Below are 15,788 nucleotides of genomic sequence, written 5' to 3'. Positions count from 1 at the left end.
ATCAGTACGTCCCAGAACGGGGCGTTCCGAAAGGTGAAGTGTGATGAAGAAGATGATGGCCGGCGCGGCCGTAGCCGTGTCCATGGTCGGCCTGTCCGCCGCGATGGCACCCGCGGCCATGGCGATCGGCAACGACCAGGGCACGACGTCGGTCAACGGCAACGGCGCCCAGTCCTCCTACGGCAACAGCGTGACCCGGGGCGACGGCAGCCCGCAGGCCCAGCTCATCCAGGGCACGCTGAACGACCTCTGCCTCGGCGTGCCGGTCAAGGCCAACGTCGGTTCGCTGATCGGCCTCGTCCCGATCGCGGTCCAGGACGTCCAGGTCCTGTCCAACCCGCAGAACCAGCAGTGCGCCGACAACTCCGTCCAGGCCAAGGGCGACGAGCCCCTGTCGCACCTGGTGGACGGCATCCCGGTCCTCTCCGGTAACGGCGTCGCCAACAACTGACGCCGGACACACGTGCCGCGGGCGGTCCGGGAAGTTCCGGGCCGCCCGTAGCGCGTCGGCGGGCACCCGGGAACGCGCGAGGCCCACCGCTCCACGGGGGCGGTGGGCCTCGCACGTGCCAGGGTTGGTCAGCCCAGGCTGCGTACCGGCAGCACGCAGTGCGCGGAGGTCGCGATGACCTCCGGGTCGCCGGCGAAGGACCGCAGTGAGTCCTCGGTCACCGGGTGGCCCGGCGCACCCTGCGGCCAGGGGCGGGTGGCGAACATCGCCTGTACCTCGCCCTGTTCGTGGGCGGCGGCCAGCCACTCCGGCCCGGCCGGGTACTGGGCGGTGAAGTGAGGCAGTGTCAGAACGGCCTGACCGGCCTGGATGAGCAGTTTCACCGGGAGGCCGGGAGTCTCGTCGGCGCGCACCGGGGCGCCGCCGATGTGCAGCCCGCTGCGTTCCAGCGCGATGCGCATGGCGCCCTCGCCGGCCGCCGGGCCGTCGGATCCGTCGCCGAGCGAGTACCCGAGCAGGAAGGCGACTTCCCGGCCGTTGTGGGGATGTTCGCCGCTCCAGCCGATCAGGGTGAGGGTGCCCAACTGGGCCTGGGTGAAGGTGCCGCTGGCTGTCTGGGGGGAGGTCATGTCCGGCACCCTAACCGGCTGTGACAGGTCGATCCCCACGCGGATCACTCGATCGAGGGATAGTTCAGGATATCTCCGCTCCCGGGCTCCGGAGCGGACTGCTCCGGAGCGCCCGGTGCCGAGTGCCGGGACAGGGCGTCGCGTTAATCCGGTTGACGCCACCCGGCCGCACCGCGCTACCGTTTGCGACGTTACGGACGGCGGGACAAGAGCGCCGGTCCCAAACCGGGTGTGAACCAGGAGGTGAGGACATTGATGACTGTCATTGCGGTGGGCGCTGCCCACGAGACGAAGTGCATCTGTCCCACCCCCGTGGCCGCCGGCTGACCTTCTTCGACTTCTGCGCCGCCGTGCGCAGTGCCGAGGCCACCCTGTGAAGGGTTTCCCTTGTCTCTCCCGATCTCCTGCTCTTCCTTCTCTTCTTCCTCCTCTCCGTCGCACCCGCTGGCCGCCTACGGCTGGGACGACGACTGGGCGGCCGAGTTCGCCCCGTACGCCGCACAGGGGCTGCTGCCCGGCCGCGTGGTCCGGGTGGACCGAGGGCAGTGCGACATCGTCACCACCGCGGGCACCGTCCGCGCCGACACCGCGTTCGTCGTGCCCCGCGACCCGATGCGGATCGTCTGCACGGGCGACTGGGCCGCCGTCGACCCCGAGGGCGACCCGCAGTTCGTCCGTACGCTGCTGCCCCGGCGCACCGCGTTCGTCCGCTCCACCTCGTCCAAGCGCTCCGAGGGACAGGTGCTCGCCACCAACGTCGACCACATCGCCATCTGCGTCTCACTCGCGGTGGAACTCGACCTGGGGCGGGTCGAACGGTTCCTGGCCCTCGCCATGTCCAGCACCGGCGGCGAGGCGCTGCTGCGTGACGGGGCGTCCGCCGGTGACGGGGCGGCCGAGACGATCGTCGTGCTCACCAAAGCCGACCTGGTCCCGGACGCCGCCACGCTCTCGTACCTCGTCCAGGACATCGAGCGCCTCGCCCCGGGGGTCCAGGTGCTGCCCGTCAGCTCCGCCACCGGCGAGGGCGTCGACGTGTTCGCCGCGATCGTCTCCGGCGGTACGAGCGTGCTGCTCGGGGCCTCCGGCGCGGGCAAGTCCACCCTCGCCAACACCCTGCTCGGATACGACGAGATGGAGGTGCGGGCCACCCGCGACATCGACGGCAAGGGCCGGCACACCACCACGACCCGCAACCTCCTGGTACTGCCCTCCGGCGGTGTGCTCATCGACACCCCCGGGCTGCGCGGGGTCGGCCTGTGGGACGCGGAGACCGGCGTCGGCCAGGTCTTCTCCGAGATCGAGGCGCTGGCCGAGCGGTGCCGGTTCCATGACTGCGCCCACGAGGCGGAGCCGGGCTGCGCGGTGCAGGCGGCGCTCGCGGACGGTTCGCTGCCCGAGCGGCGCATGGACAGCTACCGCAAGCTGCTGCGCGAGAACCAGCGCATCGTCGCCAAGACCGACGCCCGGATGCGCAACGAGATCCGGCGCGACTGGAAGCGCAAGGGCGCCGAGGGCCGGGCCGCCATGGAGGCGAAGCGCGGCCGGGTCCAGTAGCCGGGGCCCTGGTCGACGTCCGAAAACCGCGAGTGCGGTGCTGTGGGGTGCCGCACACTGGACGGTGTGATGGACGAAGAGACCAGGTACGAGGCGGTGAGCAGCCGCGACGCGCGTTTCGACGGGGAGTTCTTCTTCGCCGTCGAGACGACCGGCATCTACTGCCGGCCGAGCTGCCCCGCCGTCACCCCCAAGCGGAAGAACGTCCGCTTCTACCCGACCGCGGCCGCCGCCCAGGGCAACGGCTTCCGGGCGTGCAGGCGCTGCCGCCCGGACGCCGTTCCCGGCTCCGCCGACTGGAACGTCCGGGCCGATGTGGTCGGCCGCGCCATGCGGATGATCGGTGACGGCGTGGTGGACCGGGAGGGCGTCCCCGGTCTGGCCGGCCGGCTCGGCTACAGCTCCCGGCAGGTGCAGCGGCAGCTCAACGCGGAGCTGGGCGCCGGTCCCGTGGCCCTGGCGCGCGCCCAGCGCGCGCACACCGCCCGGGTGCTGCTCCAGACGACGGGGCTGCCCGTCACCGAAGTCGTCTTCGCCGCCGGTTTCGCGAGCGTGCGCCAGTTCAATGACACGATCCGGCAGATCTACGCCCGCACCCCCAGCGAACTGCGCGCCGAGGCGGGCACCGGCCTGGGCGCCTCGGTCAAGGAGGCGCGCACCACCGGAATCCCGCTCCGGCTCGCGCACCGGGGACCGTACGCCGCCCGCGAGGTCTTCGATCTGCTCGCCGCCGGGACGGTCGCCCGGATCGAGGAGGTCAGCGGTGAGCCCGGCGGCCGCACCTACCGTCGCACCCTGCGCCTGCCCTACGGCACCGGCATCGCCGCCGTGGACGAGCGGTCCGCCGGGAGCTGGCTGGAGGCCCGCATCCACCTCACCGATCTGCGCGATCTGACCACGGCGGTGCAGCGGCTGCGCCGGCTCTTCGACCTGGACGCCGATCCGTACGCCGTCGACGAACTGCTCGCCGCCGATCCGCTGCTCGCCCCTCGGGTCGCCGCCCGCCCCGGGCTGCGCTCGCCGGGCGCCGCGGACCCGGAGGAGTTCGCCGTACGGGCCCTGGTCGGTCCGTCGGCCGCGGCGGAGCTCGTCGAGATGTACGGGAAGCGGCTGGACGTGCCCTGCGGTGGGCTCACCCATGTGTTCCCCGAGCCGGACGTGCTGGCCGGTGCGGCACCCGGTCCCGAGCTGCGGGCGCTGGCCGGGGCACTGGCCGACGGCGGCGTACGGCTCGACGCGGGCGCGGACCGGGACGAGGCCGAGCGGGCCCTGTCGCGGCTGCCGGGCGTCGGACCGGCGACCGCGGCCCTGATCCGGATGCGCGCGCTGGGCGACCCGGACGTCGACCCGTACGGGACACCCGGCTCGGAGCGGTGGCGGCCGTGGCGCTCCTACGGCGTACGCCACGCGCGGTCGGCGGGCCGGGTGTCCGTGTGAGCCTCAGGCGGGCAGGCCCCAGCTGGGTGCCGGTTCGTTCGCGGTGACCGGGCGGACGGTGAGGTCCGGGCGGTCGCCCGCCGCGGTGATCAGGGCCGAGTCGCCCTTGCGGAGCGGGATGCGGACCGATCCGCCGGCCAGCTGCTCGTGGTCCAGCCGGTGCCCGCGTCCGTCGCGGACCTCGATCGGTCCTTCGATGCCGTGCCGTACGACGCAGGGCGCGCCCGCCTCGCTGGTGAGGCGCACCCAGCGGGTCCGGCCCCCTTCCCGCACCGCGCTGAGCAGGAAGGCGCCCTGGGTACGGAAGTCGTGCACGGTCAGCTCGCGCCAGGCGTCGGGCAGCGCGGGGAAGACCCTGATCGTGTCGCCCCAGGACTGGCAGACCATGTCGTGCAGCGACTGGGCGGCCGACAGCGGGGTCTCGATGACCGGTCCTGACTCCTTGTACATGGTGTTGGCCTGGATGAACCGGCTCATCAGCTCGCCCAGGTACTTCAGGGCGTCCTCGCCCTTGCCCAGCAGCGCCGACATGGAGGCGGCGCCGGTGAAGGTGTAGCCCTGCAGGGCGCCCTCGAAGCCGACCCAGTGGGCGAGGGACTTCTCGATCAGGGCGCGCTCCGCGTCGGTGGAGCCGTTGATCTCGTACAGCGGGTAGACGGCGAGCATGTGCGAGTAGTGGCGGTGGGACATCGCGAACGGCACCCCGGCGCCGATCATGAAGCCGTTCTCGTCCACCGGGTACGGGGCGAGCCGGGCCAGGACCTCCTTCCAGCGGGCGGTGAGCGGGTCGCGGACGCCCAGTTCCCGGGCCGATTCGAGCAGGGTGCGGCAGCCCCAGCGCAGCAGCATCAGGTCGTAGTTGCAGTCGGGGGCGTTGACGCCGTACTCCGGGGAGAAGGTGGCCGGCAGGTGCAGCTTGCCGTCCGCGCCGGGGGTGAGGAAGTGCAGGTAGTAGTTGACCGCCTTGCGCAGCAGCGGGAACAGGGTGTCGCGCAGGACCGAGCGGTCCATGGTGTGCCGGTAGGAGAGCCAGACGTTGTGCAGGGCCCAGGTCAGGTTGCCGACCTCGGGGGTGGGCGGGTCCTGGCCGGGGATGCCGACGCCGTACCCGCCGTCGGCCACGGCCGCGCCGTTGACCAGCTGCGGGTCGGTGGTGCGGGGGATGCCCGCCGAGTCCGCCCGGTAGGGGGCGGCGACCTCGCGGGAGAGCTGGTCGCGGAACTCGCTCAGGGCCCGTGTGACGGCGTCGAGCTCCAGGTGGTTGGAGCCGTGGATCAGCCAGTACTCCAGCTGGACGTTGAGGTTCCACCAGGTGTTGGGCCAAGGGGTGGGCTCCAGCCAGGGGCCGGAGGTGGCCATCACGGGCGCGTCCTTGCGCGCGGCCGAGGCCGTTTTGTAGAGCTGGATCCAGTAGAACCGCTGGAGCCGGGCGTCGGGCAGCGACAGGAAGCTCTGCCGGTAGAAGCGGTCCCACCAGACGCGGTGCGGCACGGACAGCAGGGTGTACGGGAGGGCGGAGGCGACCGTGACGGTGCGCAGCGCGCGGTCGCGGGCGGTGGGTTTCGGGTAGGAGTGCGCGACGGTCGCGTACAGGGTGCGGGCCGCGCCCCGGGTCCGCTCGCGCCAGGCGGTGACGTGCTGTCCGCCGCCCAGCAGCGACTGCACGGCCGCGGAGGTGGCGCCGTGCTTCTCGACGACGGCCGGGGGGTTGCCCGTGTAGCCGTCGGGCAGCGGCTTGAACGCGGCCCGGGGGCTGATCGCCTCGGCCGGGTGGAAGACCCAGCGGAATTCCTTCTCGCCCGCGCTCGGGGTCACCTCGACGGCCAGTACGTCGCCGGTGGACTGGACGAAGGCGCGGAGCGTGAGGGTGCCGGCGGTGGTGGTGACGGTGCCCTGGAGTTCGGCCGTGCGCAGCCGCATCCGCCAGTCGACGCCCGTGATGGTGCCGGCCGGTTCCAGGGTGAAGTGGCCGATCGGGAGCCGGGCGAGGCCGAACAGTGAGCCGTACTCGGGGCGGTGGTCCTGGACCTCGGAGTGCTGGACGTTGAACCGGATCGCCGTGCTCTCGGCGCCGGGCTCCGCGTAGATGCCGGAGCCGAGCCGGCCGTTGCCCAGGTAGGGGCCCTCGTACCAGGTCTTCGGCAGCTTCTGCCAGTGCAGATCCGCGTCGTCCAGGACGGTGTGCCAGCTGTCGGCGGGGGAGTGCACCGCGACCGGGGCGGCGGCGTCCGCGGCTGGGGCGGCGGCCTGGGCCGGGACGGCCGCGCCGCCCACCACGAGGGCGCCGCCGAGCGCGGTCCCGGTGGCGAGAACGGTTCTGCGGGAGGGCGTGGGCGACGGGGAATCGGTGCGGGTGGAGGCGGCGGGATCCGGTGCTGTGGGCAAGGCATCTCCTGGCGATTCGTACGCAGGCGGGCGCAACAATTCATCCGAGCTATATCTTCACGGAAGGTAGACTTGAGCCATCGGAGCGTCAATAGGGTGCGAGAGATCCGATGTGTTTCTATCCATGTGATTGGGCACCGAAGACGTGATGCCGAAGGCGTGACGCCGACCGGGTCACGTCAGTGCCAGAGCAGTACGCCGAGCCAGGCCCCGGTCACCAGCAGGCAGGCGAACAGTTCGGCCAGTACGGAGTAGCCGGTGGCCCGCATCACCGAACGGACCGAGGCCCAGCCCGCCCCCCGGCTGCCCAGCCGCACCCGCTCCGCCCTGTAGATCACGCCCACGTACCCGAGGATCGCGCCCACCACCGGGACGACGAAGAAGCCGCCGATGGCGCCGATCCCGCCGAGCAGCAGCGTCCCGCGCGGCGCCCCCGACTCGCGCGGGCGGCGCGGCGGCAAAAGCGGCTTCAGTGCCTGGTTCAGCAAAAGAAGGGCCGTGGCGCCGATCAGCACGCCCCAGGCCGCCGGGGTGTTGTCCGCCAGCGCCCACCACAGCACCGCGGCCCACACGATCGCCTGGCCGGGCACACCGGGCAGCAGTACGCCGATCAGGCCGAGCAGTATGACCAGGCCGACGGCGACGAGCTGCCACACACTCATCTGACCAGCCTGCCGGACTCCGGCCGCTCCCGCCCGTCGTCGGTCCCGCAGGCCCGTCGGTGCGGCCCGGCGGGCGGTGGCTTCAGGCGCGCGGCTCGCGGGACACCCAGCCCCGCTCGTAGGCGTGCCAGCCCAGCTGCAGCCGGGTCGACACCCCGGTGAGCTCCATCAGGCCCTTGACCCGGCGCTGCACGGTCCGCAGCCCCAGCTCCAGCTGCTTCGCGACACTGGCGTCGGTCAGCCCGGCCAGCAGCAGCGACAGCACCTCCAGATCCGTCGGATCAGGGCCGTTCGTCTCCTCCCGCACGATCCCGCTCTCCCCGAGCCGCAGCGGCATCGCCTCCCGCCACACCGCCTCGAACAGCCCCATCAACGACTCCAGCAGCCCGGAGCCGTGCACGACCAGGGCCGCCGGCTCCGCGCCGCGACCGGTCAGCGGCACCATCGCCAGGGCGCCGTCGGCGACGACCAGCTTCGTCGGCACCCGGTCCACCACCCGGCAGTGCTCGTCACGGCTCAGCGCCGCCGACAGCTCCAGGATGCCCGAGGGCAGTGTGAGCACCTCGCGCTCGACGACCACCCGGAACGTCACCCCCCGGGTGGCGGCCCGTTCCTCCGACTCGTTGTCGAGACCGCTGACCGCGATAGGCTTCCCGGTGACCAGGGCGCACACCTCGCTCGTCGCACCCAGCTGGAGCTGATGGAACCGGTGTGCCACCGCGCTCGCACCCGTGACCACCTCCACCAGGTCGTGGACGGCGGGCTCCGCGGCGTCCGCCCGGTACTCCTCCGCCAGCAGCGCCGCCGCCAGCTCCGCCTGCTCCAGCTCATGGCGCTGCTGCGTCAGCAGCGCGCCCAGCGCGACCCCCGGCGGCGCCGCCACCCACCGCCCCGTACGCGCCGAGGACTGGGCGGCCAGACCGTGCTGCTCCAGCCGGCGCAGCGCCCGTTCGGTCTCCGGTTCCGGAAGGGCCAGCCGGTGCGCGAGATCGGGGACCTCCGCCGCCCCCAGCGCCACCAGCGCGCGGTAGGCCGACTCCTGTATCTCGTCGAGCCCTATGGCTCCCAGCATCCCCGGACCCCTCCCCGGACGCAGTACTTCCGTGTCATGCCGTGCTCCCCGGGCGACCGGCCGTGGCGGAAAGCGGCCACGGCGTAAACCCGCCTCGGCACATCATCCCTGTACCGCCCGCCCCTCTGCCAATGTGGCGCCACTGCAGCACCAACAACCTCCGGAATGAGGCGCTTTGCGCCGTCTGTTCCGGTATCACTTGGAGAGAGCGATGCGTCCGATATCGCGTACGGCACTGGGGGCGGCCACCGCCGCCGTCCTGGCCGTCACGGTGATCGCGCCGTCCGTGGCAGCGCCACAGGACGACGCGGCCACGAAGAGACCACTCACCGGCAGCGCGGCGGCAGCCGCCAAGGCGGACAAGCCGGTCACCGTCACCCTGGTCACCGGCGACAAGGTGCTGGTGAGCACGGACAGTTCGGGGAACGCCACGGCCGACGCACTGGCCGGCGCGGACGGCACCGTCCCCCTCGTGCAGACCCGCCGCTCCGGCAACGACCTCTACGTCTACCCGGACACCGCGGTCGAGGCGCTCGCCGCCGGCACGGTGGACGAGGAACTCTTCAACGTCACCGGGCTGATCCGGCAGGGCTACGACGACGCGCACGCGGACTCCGTACCGCTCATCGCCACCTACGCGGCGGACACCGCCCGCAGCGCCCCCGCCACCCCGCGCGGCGCCGAACGCGGCATCGCCCTCCCGGTCATCGACGGTGTGGCGCTCAAGGCGGACAAGGAGAAGGCGACCGGGTTCTGGGCCGACGTCACCGGAGCCCGGTCCCGTTCCGCCGCAGGACTGAAGAAGCTCTGGCTGGACCGCAAGGTCGACGCCAGCCTCGCCCAATCCACCAAGCAGATCCGCGCCGACCTCGCCTGGGCCGCCGGTTACGACGGCAAGGGCACCAAGGTCGCCGTCCTGGACACCGGAGCCGACGCCGAACACCCCGACCTCAAGGGCCGGATCGCCGCGTCGGAGAACTTCACCGACTCCGACACCACCGACGACCTCCAGGGCCACGGCACCCACACCCTCTCCACCGTGGGCGGTTCCGGCGCGGCCGGCGACGGCAAGCAGAAGGGCGTCGCCCCCGGCGCGGACCTGCTCGTCGGCAAGGTCCTCAACGACAGCGGCTCCGGCGACTCCTCCTGGATCATCGCGGGCATGCAGTGGGCCGTCGACCAGAAGGCCGACGTCGTCTCCATGAGCCTGGGCAGCGCGGCACCGACCGACTGCACCGACCCGATGAGCATGGCCGCGGAGGAGTTCGGCAAGAGCAAGGACACCCTGTTCGTCGTCGCGGCCGGAAACGCGGGCCCCGCCCTCAACACCGTCTCCTCACCCGGCTGCGCGCCCAGCGTGCTGACCGTCGGCGCGGTCGACCGGGACGACTCCACCGCCCAGTTCTCCAGCCGCGGCCCCGCCATCGGCGCGCACACCCTCAAGCCCGAGATCGCCGCCCCGGGCGTCGAGATCTCGGCGGCCGCGGCGGGCGGCCGGGGGATCTACGCCTACCAGTCGATGTCCGGTACCTCGATGGCCACCCCGCATGTCGCGGGCGCGGCCGCCATCGTCAAGGAACGCCACCCGGACTGGACCGCACAGCAGGTCAAGGCGGCACTCGTGTCGTCCGCGAAGAGCGATATCCCCGGTGACGTACGAGAGACCGGCGGTGGCCGGGTCGACGTCAAGGCGGCCATCGACACGACCGTCACCGGCGCGTCCGCCGTCCAGGGCGGCACCTTCAACTGGCCCCAGGACAAGAGCGACCGCACCACCGTCCAGGTCCCGTACACCAACTCGGGCAGCAAGCCGGTCAAGCTGGCACTGAAGCTCGGTACCGTCACCGGCAACGACGGTTCGGCCGTCGGGTCCTCCGTCGCCGCACTCGGTGCCAAGAGCGTCACCGTGCCGGCCGGGGCCACGGTCCAGGTCCCGCTGAAGCTCGACCCGACCGCGAAACTCCAGGACAGCCAGTACGGCGACGTCACCGGCCGGGTCCTGGCCACCGCCACCGGCGGAGTGAAGGTCTCCACCCCGTTCTCGCTGTACGTCGGCGCCGAGACCGTCACCCTGCGCGTCAAGCTGATCGACACCAACGGCGCCCCCGCCGGCGGCTCGTCGTCCCTCGACGTCATCGGTACCGACACCGCGAGCGGTGAGCGCCGGTTCAACGACGGCTCGACCGACCAGGTGTACCAGGTGCGCCCCGGCGCCTACTTCGTCTCCAGCTTCATCGTCTCGGCCGACCCGGAGGACGCCACCGGCACCCTCGCCAAGTCCGTCGGCTATCTCGCCCGGCCGCAGCTGAACGTCACCAAGGACACCACTCTGGTGCTCGACGCCCGCAAGGCGCACCGCGTCCAGGTGAAGACCCGCGACCGGGTCAGCGAGACCCGCAGCGGCACGCTCGCCTTCGGCCGCAGCTGGGACGACGCCTGGCTGCACACCGGATCCATCGCAGGCGGCAGTGCCATCAAGGACTACCGGGCCGACATCCGGGGCAAGGCCACCGACGGCGACTTCGAGTTCGACAGCTTCTGGCGCGCGTACGCCCCGCAGATCGAGAAGCTCTCGGTCGTGGGCGGCGCCACCCTCCACCCCACGACCGCGTCCGACGGCTCCGTCAACCTCGACGGCACCGGCCGGGCCGCGCTCGTCGACGCCGGCAGCGGCACCCCGGAGGAGCTGAAGGCCGCCGGAGTCTCCGGCAAGATCGCGCTTGTCGGAGTTCCGGACGGAGGCACCATCGTCACCCAGGCGCGTGACGCCAAGGCCGCCGGCGCCGTGGCGATCATCACGCACCGCCCGTCGGCGGGCCCCTGGCAGCCCTCCGTCGGATACGGCTCGGCGCCCCTGCCCTCGCTCGGCATCCAGGCCGACGAGGCGAAGGCCCTGACCGAGGCGCTGGCCGCCGGACCGGTGAAGCTGAGCTGGAAGGCCACCGCCGTCAGTCCGTTCGTCTACAACCTGGCCTTCTCCGAGACGGGCGACCTCACCTCGAACCGCACGTACCAGGTCAAGGACAAGGCGCTCGGCGCGGTCGAGTCCACCTATGAATCGATGGGCGTCAAGACCGACTTCGTCGACACTCTGATCGTCTCCCGCCCCTACGGCGCGAGCTACTCGGTCGGTGCGTTCGACACCGTCGCCGCACCGGGCAAGCGCACCGAGTACTACACGGCGGGCGACACCAGCTGGCAGCAGGCACTCTCCTCCAGCTTCCCCTGGGGTGAGTTCATGGTGGACAAGTACCGTACGTACAAGGCCGGTTCGAAGCGTTCCTCGGACTGGTACCGGGGCGTCGTCGTGCCGTCCGCACCCCGCGACGACCAGGGCGTGGAGCAGCTCGCCGCCGAACGCCAGGACAATCTGATCGGCGTCGCCCCGGGCTTCTGGAGCGACACCGAACACAGCGGCCTCCAGGGCTCCTTCGGGGACATGGGCAGTATGCGGCTCAGCAGCGGCGGCAAGGTGATCGGCGAGTCCGGCTGGCCGTCCGGGGTGTTCACCGTCCCGGCAGAGGACGCCGCGTACGAACTCACCATGCGGACCGCGAAGTCGGGGCAGCCCGCAGCGGTGTGGAAGCGGTCCACCTCGACCGAGACCACCTGGAAGTTCCGCTCGCACCGGGACGGAGACGTCTACTCGCAGGGCATCCCGCTGCTCTTCCCGGGCTATGACCTGCCGTCGGACGGCATGAAGACCCTTGCCGCGAAGGACGGTCAGAAGATCGGACTGAGCGTCACGGGCCATGCCGGCTACACGCCCGGCAAGGTCACCTCGGTCAAGGTCTCGTACTCGTACGACGGTGGTGAGACCTGGACCGGAGCCACCACCGCACAGCGGGGCGGGCGCTGGACCGCGACCGTGAACCACGCGGACGCGGCCGGCAAGTCGGTGACCCTGCGGACCGAACTGACGGACGCCAAGGGCAACTCCGTCGTGCAGACCGTGACCGACGCCTACGCCGTGCGCTGACGCCGGATCAACCGACCGGTCCGCCGGGCGTCCTTCCCCCGGGGGGTGGGGCCGCCCGGCGGACCTCTTTCGCGGGGGGCCGAGGGCACATTTTCGGGATGACCCGTTTTGCCGGGGCCCCAGCGGTGGACAATATGGGCATGAGTCAGCAGGGGGAGAGGCCCGCCGCCCAGGAGGACGACTGGTGGCGCAGGCTGTATGACGAATCCGCCCCGGACACCGGGGCGAGCCAGGCGGCCGACAGTCTCGACGATCGCTTCGACTCGGCGTCGGACGCCGTGGGGCGGACGGCGTACGGGGCCGCGGACGCGATACCCGAGCCGCGCACGGCGCCGGCTGTCGCGCCGCCACCGCCCCTGGAGGAGCCTCCGCGCGCCCCCTGGGAGCCCCCGGCCGGAATCTCCCGGCCCCGTACGTTCGCGGTTCCCGTACCGGTGCCGGTGCCGGAACCTGTACGGGCACCAGAACCGATGCCGGAACCAGTACCGGAACCGACGGCCCCGGAACCAGTACCGGCGGCCCCGGTTCCGCCACTCGCCGTCGCGTCCCCGTCCCCCGCCGTCGATCCCCGCCTCGCGCAGAGCCTGCCGTCCGGCCGGGACGCCGGGATGCCGCCCGCCGCTGACGCGGTGCCGCCGCTGCCCAGGCGGCCGGTCGTCGAGCGGAACGGGGACGAACGGCAAGAAGCCGACGCGGAGGCCCCGGTCCAGGCCCCGGCCGCCCCCGACGCCGGGGCGCGGAAACCGCAGGAGCCGGAGGCGCACCGGCCCGTCTCGTACGTGGGTGCCAGGCCGCCCACGTACGACGCGGAGCCCACCGCGCTGCCCGCCACGGACCCGCACGAGATCCACGCGCTCGTCGCCGACACCGTGCTCGACGGCGCCCGCTACGGCACGTACACCCTGCGGGCCGCCTCCGTGCGCGGCGACTCCGCCCGGTTCCGGGGCGAGCCCCGGCGCGACGCGCTGGTCACGGTCCGCTTCGGCGCCGCACGGAACGCCCTCGTCCTGGTCGCCGTCGCGGGCGGCGCGCGTACGGCCGAAGGCACGCACCCGGCCGCCGCCGACGCCTGCCGCTCGATCGCGGAGGCTGTCGGACGCAGCCACGCCCGGCTCTCCGAGGACATAAGGGAGGGCCGCCGCGGCGAACTGAAATCCGGCCTGCACCGCCTCGCGGACCGTACCTACGGCAGACTCCGCGCCCGCGCCGCCGAACTCGGTCTCGAACCGCACGAGTACACCGCGGGCCTGCGCTGCCTCCTGCTGTCCGCGGACCCCGGCTGCCGCACCCGGGTCTTCTTCGGCGTCGGCGGCGGCGGACTCTTCCGGCTGCGCGACGGCAGCTGGCAGGACCTCGAACCGGTGGTCCCGCACTCCGGCGAACTCACCGGGGAGGGAGTGGTCGGCTTCGGCTCCGCGACACCCGAGAGCGGGCCCGACGGCGAACGGCTGACCATGGACCTGGGGATCACCACCGGCCCGGCCCCGTACATCGAGAGCCCGGTCCCGCCGCCCGCAGAACCGTTCCGGTTCCGGGCCTCTGTCGCCCGGCCGGGCGACACCCTGCTGCTGTGCAGCAACGGGCTGGCCGATCCGCTGCGCGACGAGCCGGAGCTCGCCGCCGAACTGGCCGGACGCTGGGCACCGGGCCCCGCACCGGGTCTCGCGGACTTCCTCGCGGACACCCAGCTCAGGGTCAAGGGATACGCCGACGACCGCACGGCCGTCGGCGTCTGGGAGGCGTAACCGCGCGGGCCATGGGTTGATGGACTCCGGAGAACCCGTCCGGGCGAGGTTTCGCGCCCCGGGGCCCGGACAGCCGAACGTGCACGGAGCACAGGCAGAGGGAGCACGCACCCATGGCCAAGCAGAACGTGGCGGAGCAGTTCGTCGATGTCCTCTCCCGCGCGGGGGTCAAGCGCCTGTACGGGGTAGTCGGTGACAGCCTCAACCCGGTCGTCGACGCCATCCGCAGGCACGCGGACATGGACTGGATCCAGGTCAGGCACGAGGAGACGGCCGCGTTCGCCGCCGGTGCGGAGGCGCAGATCACCGGCACCCTGGCGGCCTGCGCCGGTTCGTGCGGACCGGGAAACCTGCACCTCATCAACGGCCTCTACGACGCCCACCGCTCCATGGCACCCGTGCTCGCGCTCGCCTCGCACATCCCGTCGAGCGAGATCGGCCTCGGCTACTTCCAGGAGACCCATCCGGAGCTGCTCTTCCAGGAGTGCAGCCACTACAACGAGATGATCTCCAACCCGAGGCAGATGCCCCGGCTGCTCCAGACGGCCATCCAGCACGCGATCGGCCAGGGCGGTGTCAGCGTCGTCTCGATGCCGGGTGACATCGCCTCGCAGGCCGCGCCGGAGAAGACCATCGAGCACGCCCTGGTCACCTCCCGGCCCAGCGTGCGGCCCGGCGACGCGGAGATCGAGAAGCTCTGCCGGATGGTCGACGAGGCCAAACGGGTGACGCTGTTCTGCGGCAGCGGCACGGCGGGTGCGCACGCGGAGGTGATGGAGTTCGCGGAACGGGTGAAGGCCCCGGTCGGGCACGCGCTGCGCGGCAAGGAGTGGATCCAGTACGACAACCCGTACGACGTCGGCATGAGCGGCCTGCTCGGCTACGGCGCCGCCTACGAGGCCACCAACGAGTGCGATCTGCTGATCCTGCTCGGCACGGACTTCCCGTACAACGCGTTTCTGCCTACCGATGTGAAGATCGTCCAGGTCGATGTCCGCCCCGAGCACCTGGGCCGCCGTTCCAAGCTCGACCTGGCGGTCTGGGGGGACGTCCGCGAGACGCTGCGCTGTCTGACCCCTCGGGTGAAGGCGAAATCCGACCGCAAGTTCCTCGACCGGATGCTCAAGAAGCACGCCGACGCGCTGGAGGGCGTGGTCAGCGCCTACACCCGCAAGGTCGAGAAGCACGTCCCGATCCATCCCGAGTACGTGGCCTCTGTCCTGGACGAACTCGCCGACGAAGACGCGGTGTTCACCGTGGACACCGGTATGTGCAACGTCTGGGCGGCCCGCTATCTGACGCCCAACGGCAAACGCCGGGTGATCGGTTCGTTCAGCCACGGCTCGATGGCCAACGCGCTGCCGCAGGCCATCGGCGCGCAGTTCACGGACCGGAACCGTCAGGTCGTCTCGATGTCCGGGGACGGCGGATTCACCATGCTGATGGGGGACTTCCTGACGCTCGTCCAGTACGACCTGCCGGTGAAGCTCGTACTGTTCAACAACTCCGCGCTGGGCATGGTCGAACTGGAGATGCTGGTCGCGGGGCTGCCCTCGTTCGGTACGACCAACAAGAACCCGGACTTCGCGGCCATCGCGCGGGCCTCGGGGGCGTACGGCGTACGGGTCGAGAAGCCCAAGCAGCTCGAAGGTGCCCTCAAGGACGCGTTCAAGCACAAGGGCCCGGCGCTCGTCGACATCGTCACCGATCCCAACGCGCTCTCCATCCCGCCGAAGATCAGCGCGGACATGGTGACCGGGTTCGCGCTCTCCGCGAGCAAGATCGTGCTGGACGGCGGGGTGGGCCGGATGGTCCAGATGGCCCGCTCCAACCTCCGTAACGTGCCCCGCCCCTGAGCCTTTGAGCCCTCC

Annotated in this window: 10 protein-coding genes; 6 read left to right on the top strand and 4 right to left on the bottom strand. The window is 71.8% G+C overall.

From position 1 onward, the window contains the following. The first annotated feature begins 43 nt into the window (after positions 1 to 43). A complete protein-coding gene (locus tag RLT59_RS06200; protein ID WP_311302458.1) occupies positions 44 to 451 on the top strand; it encodes a rodlin in 408 nt (135 codons plus the stop codon). A 128-nt stretch (positions 452 to 579) separates the two neighbouring features. Here the strand turns inward: RLT59_RS06200 and RLT59_RS06195 are convergent, their stop codons facing one another. Then, positions 580 to 1,080: a DUF5949 family protein gene (locus RLT59_RS06195; RefSeq protein WP_311302457.1), complete on the bottom strand. Its 501-nt coding sequence runs from the start codon at positions 1,078 to 1,080 to the stop codon at positions 580 to 582. 387 nt (positions 1,081 to 1,467) lie between these two features. Here RLT59_RS06195 and rsgA point away from each other — a divergent pair, with 387 nt between their 5' ends. Continuing rightward, on the top strand, positions 1,468 to 2,637 hold the full coding sequence (gene rsgA / locus RLT59_RS06190) for a ribosome small subunit-dependent GTPase A (RefSeq protein ID WP_311302456.1): 1,170 nt from the start codon (positions 1,468 to 1,470) through the stop codon (positions 2,635 to 2,637). Positions 2,638 to 2,706: 69 nt separating this feature from the next. Continuing rightward, positions 2,707 to 4,074 (top strand): DNA-3-methyladenine glycosylase 2 family protein, encoded by a 1,368-nt coding sequence (locus tag RLT59_RS06185; protein ID WP_311307629.1) that lies wholly within the window; start codon positions 2,707 to 2,709, stop codon positions 4,072 to 4,074. Positions 4,075 to 4,077: 3 nt separating this feature from the next. Here RLT59_RS06185 and RLT59_RS06180 read toward each other — a convergent pair whose 3' ends face one another. The 3 genes from RLT59_RS06180 to RLT59_RS06170 form a co-directional block, all read right to left on the bottom strand. Continuing rightward, on the bottom strand, positions 4,078 to 6,459 hold the full coding sequence (locus RLT59_RS06180) for a glycosyl hydrolase family 95 catalytic domain-containing protein (RefSeq protein WP_311302455.1): 2,382 nt from the start codon (positions 6,457 to 6,459) through the stop codon (positions 4,078 to 4,080). 179 nt (positions 6,460 to 6,638) lie between these two features. After that, positions 6,639 to 7,121 carry a DUF456 domain-containing protein gene (locus tag RLT59_RS06175; protein ID WP_311302454.1) on the bottom strand — a complete coding sequence of 161 codons (483 nt, stop codon included), beginning with the start codon at positions 7,119 to 7,121 and terminating at the stop codon, positions 6,639 to 6,641. 82 nt (positions 7,122 to 7,203) lie between these two features. Further along, positions 7,204 to 8,193 (bottom strand): helix-turn-helix domain-containing protein, encoded by a 990-nt coding sequence (locus tag RLT59_RS06170; RefSeq protein WP_311302453.1) that lies wholly within the window; start codon positions 8,191 to 8,193, stop codon positions 7,204 to 7,206. 211 nt (positions 8,194 to 8,404) lie between these two features. Between RLT59_RS06170 and RLT59_RS06165 the strand changes: the two genes are divergently transcribed. The 3 genes from RLT59_RS06165 (at position 8,405) to RLT59_RS06155 (ending at position 15,773) form a co-directional block, all read left to right on the top strand. Beyond that, the gene (locus RLT59_RS06165) at positions 8,405 to 12,172 is read left to right on the top strand and encodes a S8 family peptidase (protein WP_311302451.1); all 3,768 of its coding nucleotides are present in this window, start codon (positions 8,405 to 8,407) and stop codon (positions 12,170 to 12,172) included. Positions 12,173 to 12,312: 140 nt separating this feature from the next. Next, the gene (locus tag RLT59_RS06160) at positions 12,313 to 13,917 is read left to right on the top strand and encodes a protein phosphatase 2C domain-containing protein (protein WP_311302450.1); all 1,605 of its coding nucleotides are present in this window, start codon (positions 12,313 to 12,315) and stop codon (positions 13,915 to 13,917) included. A gap of 113 nt (positions 13,918 to 14,030) precedes the next feature. Then, a complete protein-coding gene (locus RLT59_RS06155; RefSeq protein ID WP_311302449.1) occupies positions 14,031 to 15,773 on the top strand; it encodes a pyruvate dehydrogenase in 1,743 nt (580 codons plus the stop codon). The last annotated feature ends 15 nt before the right edge of the window (positions 15,774 to 15,788 follow it).

This window comes from Streptomyces sp. ITFR-6 (assembly GCF_031844725.1).
GTDB lineage: Bacteria > Actinomycetota > Actinomycetes > Streptomycetales > Streptomycetaceae > Streptomyces.
This window is presented reverse-complemented; position numbering and strand designations above follow the sequence as displayed.

Bases quoted from the DNA above. Each gene is read 5' to 3' on its own strand.
- RLT59_RS06200 (WP_311302458.1), top strand. From the start codon at position 44: ATGAAGAAGATGATGGCCGGCGCGGCCGTAGCCGTGTCCATGGTCGGC.
- RLT59_RS06195 (WP_311302457.1), bottom strand. From the start codon at position 1,080: ATGACCTCCCCCCAGACAGCCAGCGGCACCTTCACCCAGGCCCAGTTG.
- RLT59_RS06185 (WP_311307629.1), top strand. From the start codon at position 2,707: ATGGACGAAGAGACCAGGTACGAGGCGGTGAGCAGCCGCGACGCGCGT.
- RLT59_RS06175 (WP_311302454.1), bottom strand. From the start codon at position 7,121: ATGAGTGTGTGGCAGCTCGTCGCCGTCGGCCTGGTCATACTGCTCGGC.
- RLT59_RS06170 (WP_311302453.1), bottom strand. From the start codon at position 8,193: ATGCTGGGAGCCATAGGGCTCGACGAGATACAGGAGTCGGCCTACCGC.
- RLT59_RS06165 (WP_311302451.1), top strand. From the start codon at position 8,405: ATGCGTCCGATATCGCGTACGGCACTGGGGGCGGCCACCGCCGCCGTC.
- RLT59_RS06160 (WP_311302450.1), top strand. From the start codon at position 12,313: ATGAGTCAGCAGGGGGAGAGGCCCGCCGCCCAGGAGGACGACTGGTGG.
- RLT59_RS06155 (WP_311302449.1), top strand. From the start codon at position 14,031: ATGGCCAAGCAGAACGTGGCGGAGCAGTTCGTCGATGTCCTCTCCCGC.